We start from the raw sequence: 16,198 nt of genomic DNA, 5'->3' as shown, positions 1-16,198 counted from the left end.
CGGCATCCATCGAAAGGACACGCCCGTGTGTTACGACGCTGACGCCACCCCGCCGGTCGCCTCCACCGGCACGCCCGTCACCTCCGGCCCGCTGACCCTGACCTCCGCCGACGGCACCCGCCTCGCCGCCTACCTGGCCGTCCCCGAGCGGCCGGCGGGAGCCGGGGTGGTGGTGATCCCCGACAACCGGGGGCTGGCGCCCTTCTACGAGCGCCTGGCCGTACGGCTCGCCGAGCACGGCCACCCCGCGATCGCCTACGACCACTTCGGCCGCACCGCGGGCCCCTCCACCGAGGGCCGGGGCGACGGCTTCCCCCGCATGGAGGACTATGCCGCGCTCACCCGGTCCCGGCAGCAGGACGACATGACCGCCGCCCTCGGCCGGTTGCGGGAGTACGGCGGCGCCCAGGCGGCCCTGGGCTTCTGCATGGGCGGGCGGCTGGCCTTCTTCGCCTCCGAGCCGCGCTTCGGCCTGGCCGGGGTGGTCGGCTTCTACGGCCACCCCGGCATCGCCGGCCCGTACGGTCCCGGGCCCGCCCAGCACGCCGCCGACCTGTCCGCCCCGGTTCTGGGCCTGTTCGGCGGGGCCGACGAGGGCATCCCGGAGAGCGCGGTGAAGGAGTTCGGCGACGCCCTCACCGCCGCCGGGGTGGAGCACGAGTTCGTCGTCTACCCCGGCGCCCCGCACGGGTTCTTCGACGTCAGGGACGACGAGCACGCCGGCGCGTGCGCCGACGCCTGGCGGCGCGTCCTCGCGTTCCTCGACCGGGTGGGCTGAGCGCGCCCCGCCCGCCGACGACCCCCTCGTGGGAGCGCTCCCGTGACAGACTGGGCGTGTTCCGAAGATCGAAGGGCTTGGCCGAGAACCCGTACCCCCGAGGAGATCCGATGACGGAACCCGTCGTCCTGCCCGCCTTCCCCGCCCCCATGCACTGGCTGCACGAGCCGGTCGCCTACGAGGTGGTGGGAGAGGACGCCCTTTCCATCACCGCGGGGCCGAAGACGGACCTGTTCTGCGACCCCGGCGGCCCCGGCCGCTTCGACGACGCCCCCGCGCTGGTCGGCCGCCTCGACGGAGACTTCACCCTCGGCGCCCGCGTCCGGCTCGACCTGCTGTCCACCTACGACGCGGGCGTGATGCTGCTGTACGCGGGCCCGGACCACTGGGCGAAGTTCTGCCTGGAGCTCTCCCCGCAGGGCAGGCCCACGGTCGTCACCGTGGTGAACCGGGGGGTGTCCGACGACTGCAACGCGTTCACCGTCGAGGGCGACGACGTCCGGCTGCGGATCTCCCGGCTCGGCTCCGCCTACGCCTTCCACGTCGCCGTGGGCTCGGACTTCTGGCAGCTGATCCGCTACTTCGCGCTGGACGGCGACCCCGAGGTCGGCTTCCAGGCCCAGTCCCCGACGGGGGAGGGCTGCACCGTGCGGTTCGAGGACGTCCGCCACTCCGCCGGCCGCCTGGCCGACCTGCGCGGCGGCGTCTAGCGGCCGGGAGCCCGGCGTCCACGCGCCGTCGCGGGCACGGCGGCCGGCCCGGCGCTCCGGCGGCCGGACGGCACCGCGAACCCCTCGCCGGGAAACAGGCTGGAAAATCAGCGACCCGCTGTGGGAGGCTTCGTGGCCGTCGCATCAGGGTGAGACGGAGGAGATTCGCATGTGGCGGCAGACCGACCCAGGGGAGGCGGGTTTCGCCCCCGATATGGCCGACCGGTTCGATGCCCTGGCCCGGAAACATCCGCCTGGCCCGCACGGCGTGGTGGTGGTCCGCCACGGCGCCCTGGTGCTGGAGCACTACGGCAGCGGCCCCGACGTCTCCTGGAACACCCCGCTCGGCACGGTCGACTTCGGGCCGGAGACCCTGCACGACGTCCGCTCGGTCACCAAGAGCGTCGTCGGGCTGCTGTACGGCCTCGCCCTGGCCGACGGCCTGGTCCCCGGCCCCGGCGAGCCGCTCCTGGCGGGGTTCCCCGAGTATCCCGACCTGGCCGCCGACCCCCGCCGCGCCCGGCTGACCGTCGGGCACGCGCTCACGATGTCCCTCGGCCTGCGGTGGGACGAGAGCGCGCCGTACACCTCTCCGGAGAACGACGAGATCGGGATGGAGCTGGCGCCCGACCGGATCCGCTTCGTGCTGGAGAGACCGGTCGTCGAGGAGCCGGGCCTGCGGTGGGGCTACAGTGGCGGCGCCGCCGCCCTGGTCGGCGCGCTCATCGCCCGGGGGACCGGGCGCCCGCTCGCGGACTTCGCCCGCACCGCGCTCTTCGAGCCGCTCGGCGTCGGTCCCTTCGAATGGATGACGGGTGCGGACGGGGTCGCCTCGGCGGCCTCCGGCCTGCGGCTGACCCCGCGCGGCATGGCCAGGATCGGCCAGGCCGTGCTCCGCCGCGAGGTCGTCCCCGAGTGGCTCGGGGAGATGCTGCGTCCGCGGGTGCCGGCCTGGGAGGGGACCTCCTACGGCTACCTCTGGTACGTCGCCCCGGATGGGGCGGTCTCGGCCATGGGCAACGGCGGGCAGCGGATCTTCGTCGTCCCCCGGCTCGACCTCGTCGTGGCCGTCACCGCGGGCGACTACAACGGCGCGGAGCAGGGCGCGCTGCCCCTGGCCGTCATGGAGGACGTCGTCCTTCCGGCCTTGGACGCCTGAGGCGGCGGGCGGGCTCGCGCTCCGGCGCGGATCGGGGACTCTCCATGGATCTGGCGGGGAGGCCGCGGGCGGCTTCTGAGATGCTGGAAATCGCGGGCCCGTCCCCGGGGCGGGCGCGACGGCCCGGCACGGATCGGAGGCTCTCCATGGATCTGGCGGGGAGGCTGAGGCGGTGGTGGGGGGTGCGCGCCGACGCGTGGCGCACCCGGCTGTGGCCGATCCCCGTCGCGGGAGTGGCCCTGGCGGCCGTGCTCGGGGTGGTGCTGCCCCGCCTCGACGCCCGCCTCGACGACGAACTGCCTCCCTGGATGACGGCCTACCTGTTCACCGGCGGGCCGGAGGCGGCACGCACGGTGCTGTCGGCGATCGCGGGTTCACTGATCACCGTGACGTCGCTGACGTTCTCCCTGACCGTGGTCACGCTGCAACTGGCCAGCAGTCAGTACTCCCCGCGCCTGCTGCGGACCTTCGTCCAGGACCGGTTCGTCCACGTCGCGCTGGCGCTGCTGCTGGCCACGTTCGTCTACTCGCTGACCGTGCTGCGCACGGTTCGCGCGTCCGCGGAGGACCGGTCGGCGTTCGTGCCCCAGCTGTCGGTGACCGTGGCGTACCTGCTCGCGCTGGCCGGCGTGATCGCGCTGGTGGCCTTCCTGGCTCACCTGGCCCGGCAGATCCGGGTGGAGTCGCTGCTGCGCGTGGTGCACGCGGAGGCCGACGCGACGATCGCACGCAACCTGCCGGAGGAGGACGGGGGAGAGGACGAGGGGACGACGGTCCCGTCCGGCGTCCCGCCGATGCGCACGGACCAGACGGTGCCGTTGTGCGCCCGGTCGTCGGGTTTCCTGACCTCCGTCGACGAGGAGGAGCTCCTGGCCGCCGCGGTCGACGCCGGCGCCGTGGTGCTTCTCCGGCACTTTCCCGGCGACTCCGTGGTCGCCGGCATCCCGATCGCGGCGGCACGTCCCCTCGACGAGGGCGCGGCGCTGGATCCGGAGACCGTCGGGACGCTGTCCGGACGCGTCGCGGAGGCGGTCGGAACCGGCTACGAACGCACCGCGGCCCAGGACGTCGCGTTCGGGCTGCGGCAGATCGTCGACGTCGCGCTCAAGGCGCTGTCACCGGGGATCAACGACCCGACCACCGCGGTCCACGCCCTCGGCCACGTCGCCGCGCTGGTGTGCGACCTGGCCCGCCGTGACCTGGGCCCCCGCCTGCTGCGGGACGACTCCGGCCGGGTGCGTGTCGTGCTCCGGCGCCCGGGGTTCCCCATGCTCCTCGACCTGGCGATCACCCAGCCCCGCCGCTACGGCACCGGCGACCCCGAGGTGCTGGCGCGGCTGTTCACGATGCTGCGCGAGGTCGCCTGGTCCACCCACCGGCCCGAGCACCACCGGGCCGTCGCCGACCAGCTCGTCCGGCTGTGCACCACCGCCGACACCCAGGGGTACGACCGCGAGGAGGCGGCGCGGATGGGCGCCCTGGCCCGGTCGGTACGGGAGGCGCTGGCCGGCCGCTGGCCGCCGGATGCGGGCTTCTGACCGGCCGGCCCGGATCGCGACCAGGCGGCCCGGACCGTGACGGGCCGGGTATCACGGTGCGGTGCCGTGCCCGGCCGGGCTCCGCGGCGCCGGACCGTGACGGCCGCTCCGGAACCCGGCCGCGCCCCGGGCCGCGGTCCCTACCGCTCCCTGGCCCGCTTCTGATGGCGGTCGGCCCTGGCGTGGGTCCAGCCCATCGTGTCGTCCATGATCCTGATGGCCCTGCCGACCGGGATCATGAGGATCACCGCGGCGAGGCAGCCCCAGAACAGCGGCATGTTCCCGATGACCAGGGCGAGGCCGCCGGCCGCGAAGAAGACCAGGAAGGCGCCGACGAACACCCAGGAGATCGGGCGGCCGTGCGGGCGTCCCCGGCCGGAGACGGGCCTCGGTTCGCTGCGCGGCACCGGCCTGAGGGCCGGCGGCGTTTCCCCGGAGGCGTCCGGCGTGTCCCGGGGACCGTCCGGCGTGCCGTCGAGGGCGCGTGACGTGTCCCCGGAACCGTGCGGCGCGTCCCCGGGATCGTACGGAGTCTCGTCGCGGTCGCGCCGCGGGTCGTCGTTCATGGGATGCTCCTGGACTGCGTAGACGGTGGTCGCCGGCCGCGGCCCCCTCCGGGAGGGCCGCGGCTCCGCGCGGTTCCGGCTCACCCGGCCCCGGCGCGCCGGGCGAGCCAGGTCAGGCCGGCCAGGCCCGCCGCGGCTCCGGCGGCGGTCACCAGGCGGCGGTGCTCGGAGACCCAGACCTGGGGGCTGCGGGAGTGCGAGCGGGAGTCGAAGCGCCCGTGCGCGCCGTAGTCCTTTCCGCTCTCGTCGTCCGCGGGCTCCCACAGGTTGGCCGGGCGTCCGGCCCTCCGGTGCTCCGGCGTCTGCTGGGAGGAGAAGCCCGTCCTGGCGAGGTACCTGTCGAGCAGGGCGGGCGCCACCCGGTCGGCCAGCAACGTGGCGGCCGTCATGGCCCCCACCCAGAACTCCTTGCGCTCGGGGTGGTCGGCGGCGAACACGATGGCCCGCGCCGCGACCTCCGGCTGGTAGATGGGCGGCACCGGCTGCGGGCGGTTCGGCAGGCGGGACAGCACCCAGTCGAACTGCGGGGTGTTGAGCGCCGGCAGCTGCACCATCGTGACCCGCACGCCGCTCCTGTCATGCATCAGCTCGCAGCGCAGGGACTCGGTGAACCCCTTGATGGCGTGCTTGGCGGCGCAGTACCCCGACTGCAGCGGGATCGCCCGGTAGGCCAGCGCGGAGCCCACCTGGACGATGGCGCCCTCGCCGCGGGGCAGCATGCGGTCCAGCGCGGCCTTCGTGCCGTACACGTAGCCGAGGTAGGTGACCTCGGTCACCCGCCGGTACTCCTCGGGCTCGATCTCGGTGACCGGGGCGAAGACCGTGCTGAACGCCACGTTCACCCACACGTCGATCGGGCCGAGCTCCTCCTCCACGCGCCGGGCCGCCTCCTCCACCTGACGGTGGTCGGCGACGTCCACGGATATCGGCAGCGCCTGCCCGCCGGCCGCCCGAACCTCCTCGGCGGCGGCCTCCAACCCCTTCTCGCCGCGGGCGAGCAGCGCCACCGAGTCTCCCCGGGCGCCGAAGGCGCGGGCCGCAGCCCGGCCGACACCGGCGCTCGCGCCGGTGACGACCACGGTCCTGGGACTCTCCTTGGTCATGTCTCATCACCTCGCCGGTTCTCGATACCCGGAGAGGACGGGCTCATACGGGATCGAGGCGTCCACGAGGCCCGGGGCCGGTCCACGACGTCCGGGGGCGTACGGGATCGAGGGGCCGAAGCCGGAGGCGGCCGCGGGGATCCCGGCACGCCGTACCGCTCCCACCGGAGCACGCCACGCCGGGACATTCGCATAAACAGGACCGGTTTTTGTCCAACCATTGCATCCTGCGTGAGTCGTCGCCCCCGGAGTGGATACGGATTAAGTGGTGGAATACCAGCCTGAAGAAGGGTGGCGGGAACCATGACACATTCGCCACTGGGAATGGAGCAGCATCCCGACATAGCCGAGATGCGTGCTCGTTACGACCGCGCGACCCAGACGCCGCTCGCACAAGTCGTCGGTGGGCTGACCTTCCTGGCCGGTCTCTACCTGGCCATCTCACCGTGGATCGTCGGCTTCAACGGCCGTAGCACGATCACCGTCAACAACCTCGTCACGGGTCTCGCCGTGGCGGCGCTGGCGGTCGGGTTCACCTCCGCCTACGGCCGCACACGCGGGGTCGCCTGGGTGACGCCCATCATCGGCCTGTGGACGATCATCGCCCCGTGGGTGGTGTCCCCGCACACGGCTCCCGCGTCCGTCATCGTCAGCAACGTCATCATCGGGGTCATCCTGCTGCTCTGCGGACTGGCGGAGATCGGGATAGGCATGCGGACGTCACGCCACAAGACGTGACGCCGGATCACCGGGCCGCCCGGGAGGACGGCCCGGTCCCCGGCGAGGGAAGCGGTCACGACAGGAAGCCGGTGAGGGCGTCGAGCCAGCGATCGGGCTGGTCGACGTGGGCCATGTGCCCTGCCTCCTCGATCACCACGGCGCGGGCGGCCGGCATCACCGCCGCCGCCTCCTCCGCCAGGACCGCGGGGAACGTCATGTCCTGCCTGCCGTGCAGCAGGAGCACCGGGACGCCGAGGTCGCGCAGCCGCCGTACGGCGTCGTCGGGACGGGCGGACGGCAGGACGCCGGCCCGCCAGGGGCGCATCCACTCCGCCGAGAAACGCACCTCCGCCAGGCGGCCGAGGTAGCCCGGCAGTGCCTCCGGGCGCCAGACGTCCGTCGCCGCGGAGGCGACCGCCGCCGCGCGGGTGAGTTCCGGTCCGGACAGTTCGGGGTCGGACCACACGTCGGCCTCCGCGGCGAGCCGTTCCTCCCGTTCGCGCCACCCCGCGAAGGCGTCCGGAGGGACCGGCGGGACGCTACTGGAGGCGATCACCAGCCTCCGCACCCGCCCGGGTGCGGCGAGCGCCAGCCGCTGCGCGAGCAGCCCGCCGTAGGAGAACCCCAGCACGTCGGCGCGGGGGCAGCCGAGCGCGTCCAGCAGGGCGACCAGGTCGCCGGCGACGGCGTCGGGGGTGTAGTGCCCGTCGTCCATGCCCCGCGTGGAGCGCCCGCAGCCCCGCAGGTCGGGCAGGACGACCCGGTGCCGCCCGGCGAGTGCGCCCAGGGGCTCGCGCAGGTACGTGTGGTCCCAGTCCGGCCCTCCGTGGACCACCAGCAGGGTGCGATCGGCGGGACCCGGGGTCCGCGCGGTGAACAGCTCGACCACGGGGTCCGCGGACACGGCCACGAGGCTCTCGGTGAACATCCCGGCAGTATCCCGGCCACCGTGACCGATCACCAAGACGGCGCGGAGGGACGGGGAACGGACACGGATCCCGCCGGTCGGGAGTGACGACGCCCTTGGCGGGGGTGCGTGAGGAAGACCTGCGGAAACCGAGAGAAGTATAGTTATCAGAACTGCGCTTCTCTTGGTGAGGGTGGATGCGTAAGCCTGCCGACATGTTCGACCGCGACCGCGAATGGGCGGCGCTGACGAGGTTCGCGACCGACGACCAGCCGGGCGCCACGCTCGGCGTCGTCTCGGGCCGGCGCCGCCAGGGCAAGAGCTTCCTGCTGGAGGCCCTCTGCCAGGAGGCCGGGGGGTTCTACTTCTCCGCGCAGGAGGCGACCGACGCCGAGTCGCTGGCCCTCATCGGGAACGCGCTGACCCGCCACCTCGACCCGACGGCCCCCTTCACCCCCTCCGACTGGCCCACGGTGATCGACGTCCTGCTCCGGATCGGCCGTGACAGGCCGGTGCCGGTGGTGATCGACGAGTTCCCCTACCTCGCCCGCGCCAACCCCGCCCTGCCGTCGATCATCCAGGCCGCCTACGCCCCGCGCAGGCCGGAGCGCACGACCTCACGGACCCGGCTCCTCCTGTGCGGTTCGGCCATGTCGTTCATGGGCGGCCTGCTCTCCGGAAACGCGCCGCTCCGCGGGCGGGCATCGCTGGACCTGCGGGTGAACACCCTCGACTACCGGCTCGCCGCCGGGTTCTGGGAGCTGACCGACCCCCGGCTGGCGCTGCTGGTCCACGCCGTCGTCGGAGGCACACCGGCGTACCGCACCGAGATGATCCGCTATGACGCGCCCCGGGACCTGGACGACTTCGACGACTGGGTCGTCAGGGCCATCCTGTCCCCGGGCAGCCCGATGTCCCTGGAGGCGAGGTATCTCCTCGCGGAGGAGCCCGACCTGCGCGACGGCGCCCTCTACCACTCGGTGCTCGCCGCCATCGCCGAGGGCAACAGCGGGCGCGGCGGGATCGCCGGTCACGTCGGCCGCAAGAGCAACGAGCTCTCCCACCCGCTGACGGTCCTGGAGGACGCGGGGCTCATCGCCCGCGAGAGCGACGCCTTCCGGAGCAACCGTACGGACTTCCGCATCAAGGAGCCGCTGCTCACCTTCTACCACGCGATGATGCGTCCCTTCTGGCCGCAGCTCATGCGGGCGACCGCCACCGACCGGATCTGGAGGAGCGCCGGGCAGAGGTTCATCGGCAACGTGGTGGGACCTCACTTCGAGCGGGTCTGCCGGGACTGGACGCTGCACTTCGCCGAGGACCGTTTCGGCGGCTGGCCGTCCGAGGTGACCGCCGGGACCGTGAACGACCCGGCGGGCCGTACCACCCACGAGGTGGACGTCGCGGCCGTCGGCCACGCGGACGGCGGCAGGCCCCCGCTGCTCGCGATCGGCGAGGTCAAGTGGGGGCAGGTCATGGGCGAGGGGCATCTCCAGCGGCTCCGGCGCATCCGCGACCTCGTCGGCCGGAACGACCGGTACGACACCTCCCGCACCCGCCTGCTGTGTTACTCGGGCGCAGGCTTCACCGACGACCTCGTCCGGGCCGCCGGGCGGGGTGAGGTGGATCTGGTGGGTCTCGACGACCTGTACGGCTGAGCGGCCCGTCGCGTTGGCCGGGGCCGGAGGCGATCGGCCAGACTTGGAGTCCGGAGCGGGGCGGGCCAGGGCGGTCCGTCCGCGCCCGTCGCTGGAGGAAAACAATGATCTTCATTACCGCGAAGTTCCGTGTGCTGCCCGAGCACGCCGACCGGTGGCCCGAGATCACCGCGGAGTTCACCCGGGCCACCCGGTCCGAGCCGGGCTGCCTGTGGTTCGACTGGTCCCGCAGCGTCGAGGACCCGGCCGAGTACGTCCTGGTCGAGGCGTTCCGCGACGGCGACGCCGGGGCGGCCCACGTGGGGTCGGAGCACTTCAAAAAGGCCCAGGAGACGCTGCCGCCGCACCTCGCCGAGACGCCCCGGATCGTCAACGCCACGGTCCCGCAGGACGACTGGTCCCTCCTGGGGGAGATGGCCGTTCCCGAGCGCGGCTGAGCCGTGCCCGCCGCCCGGTCCGGCCCGCTCCGGGGTGGGCCGGGACGGCAGGGGTGGCGACCCGTGCGGGCTTCCGGGAAACTCGCCCTGATCCCGGAGAACCCGTATCGGAAGGGCAGCGCATGAGCAACCCGGTCGTGTCGCGAGAAGAGTGGCTGGTCGCCCGCAGACGGCTGCTGGAGCAGGAGAAGGAGGCATTCCGGGTGCTGGACGCGGTCCGCGCCCGGCGACGGGAGCTGCCCGCGGTCACGGTGGACAAGGACTACCGCTTCCGGGGGCCCTCCGGCGAGGTGGGACTGCCCGACCTGTTCGAGGGCCGCCGCCAGCTCATCGTCTACCACTTCATGTTCGACCCCGCCTGGGACGAGGGCTGCACGAGCTGCTCGTTCCTGACCGACAACATCGGCCACCTGGCGCACCTGCACGGGGCGGGCACCACGCTGGCCCTGGTCTCCCGCGCGCCGTACGAGAAGATCGAGCCGTTCCGCGAGCGGATGGGCTGGGACGTTCCGTGGTACTCCTCCCACGGTGGCGACTTCAACTACGACTTCCACGTGACCAACGACGAGGCCGTCGCCCCGGTCGAGTACAACTACTACGACCGCGAGGCCCTGGAGCGGCGCGGCCTGACCCCCTTCCTGAAGGGCGAGGCCCACGGTGTGAGCGTCTTCGTCCGCGCCGACGGGGGAGAAGGCGGGGACGGCGCGGTCCTGCACACCTACTCCTCCTACGGCCGCGGCCTCGACCTGCTGCTCGGCACCTACAACTACCTGGACCTGACGCCGCTCGGCCGGCAGAGGTACGTCAACGAGTTCAGCCACCACGACCGGTACGGCGCCGCCGAGGCGGCGGGCTGCCACCACTGACGGCTCCCGGACCGGCCGTACGGCGCGCGGCCCGGCCGGCCGTACGGCGCGCGATCAGGCCGGCCGTACGGCGCGCGGCCCGGCCGGCCGTACGGCATGCGATCCGGCCGGCCGTACGGCGCGTGGCGCGGCTCGCCGTACGGTCCGCGGCGGATTTTTTCGGCTGTGCGGATCCGCGGGTTGAGCTGGCGGGGAGCGGCGGCACGCGGAGACCGTCCGGCTGCACGGCCGCATGGGCCGGAAAGAAGCGGGAAGTGGGCGGAATGCCCGTTAGGAGATCATTACGGCTGGTTGCCGTGATCGTCATCTCGGGGTGGGCGAGGGCCTCCTCGCCGGCCCCTCGGGCGTTCGATCGGACACCGTAGACGGGAGGACATGGTGACATCGACCAACCGTGACACGTTGAACGAGGGGGGCCCGGCCGGAACGGGCGGACCGCGCCGGGGCGTCTCGCGCCCGCTGGCCGTCGCCGCGACCGCGGTGATGCTCGCGTCGGGCGGCATCGGGGTGACGGCGGCGTCGGCGGCGACGCCCGTGCCGCCGCCGACGCCCACTCCGACGGGCACGGCCGACGGGACGCCCGCGACGACCCCGCCCCCTGCCGAAACCCCGCCCCCCGCCGAGACGCCCACCGCGACCGCCACCGAGACCGTGACCCCCACGCCGTCCCCCACCGTGACGGAGCTGCCGGCCGTGCACCCGCTGCAGTTCGGCGGCGCGGCGCACGGCGAGTTCGTGCTGGGGACGAAGGACCCCTGCGCGTTCGTCACGGTGTTCGCCCAGACGGGCGAGGTGACCGCCGTGGACGACGGCTCGATCACCGTGCGCAGCCGCGACGGCTTCGAGCAGGCGTACACGCTCGCCGACGACACCCGCGTCGTGGCGGGCAGGCGGGGGAACGGAGAGGTCCGTCAGGGCGACTGGGTGGCCCTGACGGCGCTGCGGCAGGCGCAGGAGGCCACGGCCGCCTACGTCTACGACCTGTCGCAGCCGGGCAGGCGCGGCGCCTGGTGGTCCCCGCGGCAGGGCTGGCCGAACACGGGCAGGTGGCGGGCCCCCAAGCCCTGCCCCACGCCGCCGCAGACCCCGTCCCCGACTCCGACGGACGGCGCCACGCCCACGCCCACCTCGCCGACCACTCCGAGCCCGACGTCTCCGGGCACGCCGGCCCCGCCGCCCGGCGAGACTCCGGCCCCCACCCCGACCTCCGGCTCCTGAGCTCCGGCGCCCGTCCCCTGACGGGCGTCGCGTGACGGCCCCGGTCGCGGCATCCCCGCGCCCGGGGCCGTTCTCCGCACCAGGGCCGTTCTCCGCACCGGGGCCGTTCTCCGCACCGGGGCCGGGGACCGGCCGGCGTTCAGCGCGGCCCGTCCTGGAGCATCTGGCGGACCTGCTCGTGGGAGCACCCGGCGTGCGCGGCGATGCGGCGCAGCGACCAGCCCTCGCCCCGCGCCTGGCGCATCGCCTGGCGCAGCGCCTCGTCGGCCACCTCGTCGAGGGCGGCGCGCAGGGTGGCCAGGGAGCGCAGCCGGGCGGCCGGGGCCTGGACGGCGAGGCCGGCGCAGGCGGCGCCGACCTGCTCGGTGAGGGCGCGCAGCAGGGGATCGGCGGACGGCTGCCGGTCACCCGGCCGCCGCGAGCGGAAACGGTGGGGGAACATCGACTTCTCCGGTTTCAAGCGGGGATCATGGCTTCACCTGGAGCGGCGGCCCCGAAGAGCCGCACGGGAAGGACAAGCGACAAACCAGACGAGAACGCACCGTTGTGCGTCCGCGCCCGACGTCAACTATCTTGACATCCGAAGCGACGGAGAACATCGGCACCGGGCCGGTGGATCATCATAGGAGTGGGCCATGGCGCGGACCGAGCTGGGCGTCGCGCTCACGGCCGCCCGCGACGCGGCCCGGGACGTCCTGGCGGAACGGGCCTCCGCGGTGGACGCCGAGGGGCGCTGGCCCGAAGAGGGCATGGCCGCGCTGCGATCCCGGCTCGGCGGGCTGGTGGTGCCCGAGCGGTTCGGCGGGATGGGTCACGGCCTGCTCGCCGTCGCCCAGGTCGGCGAGATCACCGGCCAGGCCTGCGCCTCGACGTCGATCTGCTTCGGCATGCACCTGGTGGGCTCGGCCGTGATCGCCGCCAAGGCCGACCGTCCCGGGCAGCACGACCGCCTTTCCGCGATCGCCGCCGGGCGGCACCTGACCACGCTGGCGCTGTCGGAGCCCGGAACGGGCGCGGAGTTCTGGCTCCCGCAGACCCGCATGGAGCGGACGGACGGCGACCGGCTGCGGCTGAGCGGCGCCAAGAGCTTCGTCACCAACGGCGGCCACGCCGACTCCTACGTGGTGTCGGCGACGGCTGCCGGACCGGGGGCCGTCCCCGGCCAGTTCTCCTGCGTGGTCGTCGACGCCGACGCCCCCGGGCTGGACTGGGGGCCTTCCTGGCACGGGCTCGGCATGCGCGGCAACGCCTCACGCGGCGCGCTGCTGGAGGACGTCGAGATCCCCCGGGCCGGCCTGCTGGGGGAGGAGGGCGACGAGATCTGGTACGTCTTCAACGTCGTCGCCCCCTACTTCCTGATGGCCATGGCCGGCACCTACCTGGGCGTGGCCGAGGCCGCACTGCAGGAGGCCCGTACCCACCTGCTGCGCCGCCGGCACGCCCACAGCGGCCGGAGCCTGGCCGCCCAGCCGCTGGTCCAGCACCGGCTGGGGGAGATGTGGGCCGTCGTCGAGCGGACCCGGCGGCTGATCTACCACGCCGCGACCGAGGGCGAGACCGGTGGTCCCGGGGCCCTGCCGGCCCTGTGCTCGGCCAAGGCGGAGGTCGCCCAGGCGGCCGAGGCCGTCGTCAACGACGCCCTGACGCTCGTCGGCGGGGCGGGATACTCCGACGGCTCCGCCCTGCACCGGCACCTGCGCGACGCCCGCGCCGCGCACGTGATGTCCCCCATCACCGACGTGCTGCGCGTCTGGGTCGGCCGGGCGCTGCTGGACGAGCCGTTGCTGGAAGGATGACGGTGCCGCCCGCGACACCCCCCGGACCGCCGCCCTCCGGACCGATGCCTTCCGGTCCGCCGTCCCCTGAACCACCGTTTCCCGGACCGCCGTTTCCTGGCCCGTCCGGCCCGTCCGGCCCGTCTGAGCCGTCCGGCCCGTCCGGGCGCCGGCGCGTCCTGCTGGTGCGGGCCGGCGCCGAGGCCGGGGCGCGTCTCTCCGGCCTGGCGGAGACCGGCGTCGAAGTGGTGGACGTCTCCGCGGAGCAGGCCCTCGACCTGCTGCGCGCCGAGGGTCCGCCGGGCGGGCGCCGCCCGACCCTGGTGGTGCTCGGCGCCGAACCGCCCGCCCCGGTCGGCCTGGTGCACGCCCTTCGTCCCGACCCCCGTGACCTGGCCGTCGTCGTGCTGACGACGCCTCACAACCGGGAGCGGGCCGCGGCGCTGCCGCTGCTGCTCCCGGCCCGGCTCGCCGGCACGCTGCCGCACGACAGGCTCGACGACCTGCCGGACCTCGCCCGCCGGCTGATGGAGCAGATCGACCGCGAGCGCGCCTACGCCGCCACCCAGGCCGCCGTGCAGCACGCCCTGACCTCCGGCGGTCCCGCTCTCCGGCAGCCCGGCCGGCACCTGCTCGGCGCGATACTCGGCCAGGCGCTGACCGGCGCCCTTCTGCTCGACCCCGGCCTGCGCCTGGTGGCGTGGAACCACCGGGCCGCCGGCCTGCTCGGGCTGGAGGAGCCCGGCTCCATCGGCCGCCCCCTGGACGGCTGGTTCCCCGCCGACGCCCGGGAGCGCCTGCGGTCCTACCTCGGGGGCCCGCCCGCCGACGCGACCGGGCCTGATCCCGCCGGAGACCCCGCGGCCGGAATCCCGGTGACCGGAATCCCGGTGACCGGGACCTCAGTGACCGGGACCGATCCCGCCGGAACCGGTCCGGTCTTCACCCGCGTCACCGGCGACAACGCCGAGCAGGTGCTGCGGCTCAGCCCCCAGCCGGTGACCGACCCCGGCGGGGCCGAGCAGATCCTCGTCCTGGCCGAGGACGTCACCGAGGCCGTCCAGTCGCGGCGGGCCCTGGCGGAACGCACCGGCCAGGCCCTGCTCAGCGGGGAGGTCGCCGCCGCCGTGACCGCCGACGAACCGCTGGAACGGCGGCTGCGGCGGTGCGCCCAGGCGCTCGCCGGCCACCTGGACGGCGCCGTGGCCGCCGTGTGGATCCTCGACCCTCCGACCGGCACACTGCGCCTGACGGCCGACGCCGTACGGGACGCCGCCCTGGACGACGGGTGCGCCCGCGTCCGGCTGGGGGAGTCGACGATCGGCCGGATCGCCGCCGGGCGCCTGCCGTACGTGACCTCCGAGGCGATCGGCGACCCGCACATCGAGGAGCAGGACTGGGTGCGGCGGGAGTCGCTGACCTCGTTCGCCGGATACCCGCTGGTCATCCAGGGGCAGGTGATGGGCGTCCTCGCGGTCCTGGCCCGCCGCCGCCTGCCCGACACCGGCGTGCGGGCCCTCGCCGGGATCGCCGACCAGATCGCCGTGGCCGTGCACCGCGACCGGCTGCTGGAACGGCTGAGCGCCACCGCCGACGCCCTGCAGCGCCCCCTGCTGCCGCCGCGGCTGCCCGAGCCGCCCGGTGTCGAGCTGGCCGCCCGCTACCGCCCGTACGGCGACGGCCTGCAGATCGGCGGCGACTTCTACGACGCCTTCCCGCTGCCCGGGGAGCGCTGGGCCGTGGCGCTGGGAGACGTGTGCGGCAAGGGACCGGCCGCGGCCGCCGTCACCGGTCTGGTCCGTCACACCCTGTGGGCCGCCGCCCAGCAGGACCCCGACCCCGGCCACGTGCTCCCGCTGGTCCACCGTGCCCTGCGGCGCGAGAACAGCCCGTTCTGCACGCTCGTCTACGCCGTCGTGGACTGCTCCGCCGAGCCCGTCCGGGTACGGCTGGCCTGCGCGGGTCACCCCTCGCCGATCCTGCGGCGCGCCGGCGGGGCCGTCACCATGGCCCTGGAGGATCTGGACGGCTACGGCCCGGCGCTGGGCCTGTTCGACGGGGCGCGCTACCCCGAGCACTCACTGGACCTGCGTCCCGGCGACGGACTCGTGCTCTACACCGACGGCTTCGTCGAGGGCGGCGCCTCCCACCGCCAGCGCCGGCCCGACGACCTCGCCGCCGCGCTGGCCGCGGGCCTTCCCCTCGAGCCCGGTGACCGGCCGGCCGACCGGATCGTCGAGGCGTTGATGGCCGACGCCCTGAGCCGGTGGGGCGGAGGGCTGCGCGACGACCTGGCGGTCCTGGCGCTGACCGCCGTGCCCCGGCGCGGGGGAGGTCAGGCCGACAGGGCCCGCACCGCGTCCTCGGCGGTGTCGTAGAAGGACAGCAGCCGGTCCAGCCCCATGATGCGGAAGACCCGGGCGATGTCGGGGTCGGTGCCGGCCAGTGCCAGGGAGGCCCCGGCGGCCTGGGCACTCTGGTGGGCCGCGATCAGCACGGCGATGCCGGTGGAGTCGCAGAACGTCAGGGCCGACAGGTCGACCACCACGCCGGACCCGGTCTCCAGGGGGACCTTCTCCAGGGCGTCCCGCAGATCGGGACTGGTGTGGTGGTCCAGATCACCCGTCACGACCAGCAGGCGGGGGCCGGCGGGGTGAGACCGGAGGGTGACGGTCAGACCGTTGTGCACCATGACTCCTGGAGAGGGACTGCGGTCGGGCGGCGGGCGCGGGCAGGGCGGGGACAACGTTAATGCCCCCTCAG

Annotated in this window: 16 protein-coding genes; 11 read left to right on the top strand and 5 right to left on the bottom strand. The window is 74.3% G+C overall.

Annotation, left to right across the window (positions count from 1 at the left end):
- Positions 1-25: 25 nt before the first annotated feature.
- The 4 genes from ACZ6W9_RS32305 to ACZ6W9_RS32290 all read left to right on the top strand — a co-directional run bounded on the left by ACZ6W9_RS32305 (position 26) and on the right by ACZ6W9_RS32290 (position 4,185).
- Positions 26-778, top strand: a complete 753-nt coding sequence (locus tag ACZ6W9_RS32305) for a dienelactone hydrolase family protein (protein ID WP_389967262.1) — start codon at positions 26-28, stop codon at positions 776-778.
- A gap of 110 nt (positions 779-888) precedes the next feature.
- Entirely contained in the window at positions 889-1,488 is a 600-nt protein-coding gene (locus ACZ6W9_RS32300; protein WP_389967265.1) for a DUF1349 domain-containing protein, read from the top strand.
- A 169-nt stretch (positions 1,489-1,657) separates the two neighbouring features.
- Positions 1,658-2,647 (top strand): serine hydrolase domain-containing protein, encoded by a 990-nt coding sequence (locus ACZ6W9_RS32295; protein WP_389967268.1) that lies wholly within the window; start codon positions 1,658-1,660, stop codon positions 2,645-2,647.
- A gap of 146 nt (positions 2,648-2,793) precedes the next feature.
- The gene (locus tag ACZ6W9_RS32290) at positions 2,794-4,185 is read left to right on the top strand and encodes a DUF2254 domain-containing protein (protein WP_470121150.1); all 1,392 of its coding nucleotides are present in this window, start codon (positions 2,794-2,796) and stop codon (positions 4,183-4,185) included.
- Positions 4,186-4,325: 140 nt separating this feature from the next.
- On the opposite strand, the gene ACZ6W9_RS32285 is transcribed toward ACZ6W9_RS32290, so the two are convergent.
- Entirely contained in the window at positions 4,326-4,751 is a 426-nt protein-coding gene (locus tag ACZ6W9_RS32285) for a hypothetical protein (protein WP_389967274.1), read from the bottom strand.
- An 80-nt stretch (positions 4,752-4,831) separates the two neighbouring features.
- Complete coding sequence (locus tag ACZ6W9_RS32280; protein WP_389967277.1) at positions 4,832-5,854, bottom strand: SDR family oxidoreductase; 1,023 nt, start codon at positions 5,852-5,854, stop codon at positions 4,832-4,834.
- A 303-nt stretch (positions 5,855-6,157) separates the two neighbouring features.
- Here ACZ6W9_RS32280 and ACZ6W9_RS32275 point away from each other — a divergent pair, with 303 nt between their 5' ends.
- Positions 6,158-6,592: an SPW repeat protein gene (locus tag ACZ6W9_RS32275; RefSeq protein WP_362939972.1), complete on the top strand. Its 435-nt coding sequence runs from the start codon at positions 6,158-6,160 to the stop codon at positions 6,590-6,592.
- A 55-nt stretch (positions 6,593-6,647) separates the two neighbouring features.
- Here ACZ6W9_RS32275 and ACZ6W9_RS32270 read toward each other — a convergent pair whose 3' ends face one another.
- Complete coding sequence (locus ACZ6W9_RS32270) at positions 6,648-7,502, bottom strand: alpha/beta fold hydrolase (RefSeq protein WP_389967283.1); 855 nt, start codon at positions 7,500-7,502, stop codon at positions 6,648-6,650.
- Between the two features lie 176 nt (positions 7,503-7,678).
- Between ACZ6W9_RS32270 and ACZ6W9_RS32265 the strand changes: the two genes are divergently transcribed.
- The 4 genes from ACZ6W9_RS32265 (at position 7,679) to ACZ6W9_RS32250 (ending at position 11,660) form a co-directional block, all read left to right on the top strand.
- Positions 7,679-9,139 carry an AAA family ATPase gene (locus ACZ6W9_RS32265; RefSeq protein WP_470121146.1) on the top strand — a complete coding sequence of 487 codons (1,461 nt, stop codon included), beginning with the start codon at positions 7,679-7,681 and terminating at the stop codon, positions 9,137-9,139.
- A 104-nt stretch (positions 9,140-9,243) separates the two neighbouring features.
- Positions 9,244-9,576, top strand: coding sequence for a putative quinol monooxygenase (locus ACZ6W9_RS32260; RefSeq protein WP_389967289.1), 333 nt, complete (start codon positions 9,244-9,246; stop codon positions 9,574-9,576).
- A gap of 122 nt (positions 9,577-9,698) precedes the next feature.
- Entirely contained in the window at positions 9,699-10,442 is a 744-nt protein-coding gene (locus ACZ6W9_RS32255) for a DUF899 domain-containing protein (RefSeq protein ID WP_389967292.1), read from the top strand.
- 402 nt (positions 10,443-10,844) lie between these two features.
- Positions 10,845-11,660 (top strand): hypothetical protein, encoded by an 816-nt coding sequence (locus ACZ6W9_RS32250; protein WP_470121143.1) that lies wholly within the window; start codon positions 10,845-10,847, stop codon positions 11,658-11,660.
- A gap of 139 nt (positions 11,661-11,799) precedes the next feature.
- On the opposite strand, the gene ACZ6W9_RS32245 is transcribed toward ACZ6W9_RS32250, so the two are convergent.
- Positions 11,800-12,120, bottom strand: coding sequence for a hypothetical protein (locus tag ACZ6W9_RS32245; RefSeq protein WP_362939998.1), 321 nt, complete (start codon positions 12,118-12,120; stop codon positions 11,800-11,802).
- A 175-nt stretch (positions 12,121-12,295) separates the two neighbouring features.
- On the opposite strand from ACZ6W9_RS32245, the gene ACZ6W9_RS32240 reads away from it, so the two are divergent.
- Positions 12,296-13,456 (top strand): acyl-CoA dehydrogenase family protein, encoded by a 1,161-nt coding sequence (locus ACZ6W9_RS32240; RefSeq protein ID WP_470121141.1) that lies wholly within the window; start codon positions 12,296-12,298, stop codon positions 13,454-13,456.
- Between the two features lie 164 nt (positions 13,457-13,620).
- Positions 13,621-15,813: a SpoIIE family protein phosphatase gene (locus ACZ6W9_RS32235; RefSeq protein WP_470121139.1), complete on the top strand. Its 2,193-nt coding sequence runs from the start codon at positions 13,621-13,623 to the stop codon at positions 15,811-15,813.
- Here the strand turns inward: ACZ6W9_RS32235 and ACZ6W9_RS32230 are convergent.
- Positions 15,771-16,127, bottom strand: coding sequence for an STAS domain-containing protein (locus tag ACZ6W9_RS32230; RefSeq protein ID WP_470121137.1), 357 nt, complete (start codon positions 16,125-16,127; stop codon positions 15,771-15,773). The genes ACZ6W9_RS32235 and ACZ6W9_RS32230 overlap by 43 nt on opposite strands.
- Between the last annotated feature and the right edge of the window lie 71 nt (positions 16,128-16,198).

The sequence above is a fragment of the Streptosporangium sp. NPDC053982 genome (assembly GCF_055585205.1).
This window is presented reverse-complemented; position numbering and strand designations above follow the sequence as displayed.

Bases quoted from the DNA above. Each gene is read 5' to 3' on its own strand.
- ACZ6W9_RS32300 (WP_389967265.1), top strand. From the start codon at position 889: ATGACGGAACCCGTCGTCCTGCCCGCCTTCCCCGCCCCCATGCACTGG.
- ACZ6W9_RS32295 (WP_389967268.1), top strand. From the start codon at position 1,658: ATGTGGCGGCAGACCGACCCAGGGGAGGCGGGTTTCGCCCCCGATATG.
- ACZ6W9_RS32290 (WP_470121150.1), top strand. From the start codon at position 2,794: ATGGATCTGGCGGGGAGGCTGAGGCGGTGGTGGGGGGTGCGCGCCGAC.
- ACZ6W9_RS32285 (WP_389967274.1), bottom strand. From the start codon at position 4,751: ATGAACGACGACCCGCGGCGCGACCGCGACGAGACTCCGTACGATCCC.
- ACZ6W9_RS32280 (WP_389967277.1), bottom strand. From the start codon at position 5,854: ATGACCAAGGAGAGTCCCAGGACCGTGGTCGTCACCGGCGCGAGCGCC.
- ACZ6W9_RS32275 (WP_362939972.1), top strand. From the start codon at position 6,158: ATGACACATTCGCCACTGGGAATGGAGCAGCATCCCGACATAGCCGAG.
- ACZ6W9_RS32270 (WP_389967283.1), bottom strand. From the start codon at position 7,502: ATGTTCACCGAGAGCCTCGTGGCCGTGTCCGCGGACCCCGTGGTCGAG.
- ACZ6W9_RS32265 (WP_470121146.1), top strand. From the start codon at position 7,679: ATGCGTAAGCCTGCCGACATGTTCGACCGCGACCGCGAATGGGCGGCG.
- ACZ6W9_RS32260 (WP_389967289.1), top strand. From the start codon at position 9,244: ATGATCTTCATTACCGCGAAGTTCCGTGTGCTGCCCGAGCACGCCGAC.
- ACZ6W9_RS32255 (WP_389967292.1), top strand. From the start codon at position 9,699: ATGAGCAACCCGGTCGTGTCGCGAGAAGAGTGGCTGGTCGCCCGCAGA.
- ACZ6W9_RS32240 (WP_470121141.1), top strand. From the start codon at position 12,296: ATGGCGCGGACCGAGCTGGGCGTCGCGCTCACGGCCGCCCGCGACGCG.
- ACZ6W9_RS32230 (WP_470121137.1), bottom strand. From the start codon at position 16,127: ATGGTGCACAACGGTCTGACCGTCACCCTCCGGTCTCACCCCGCCGGC.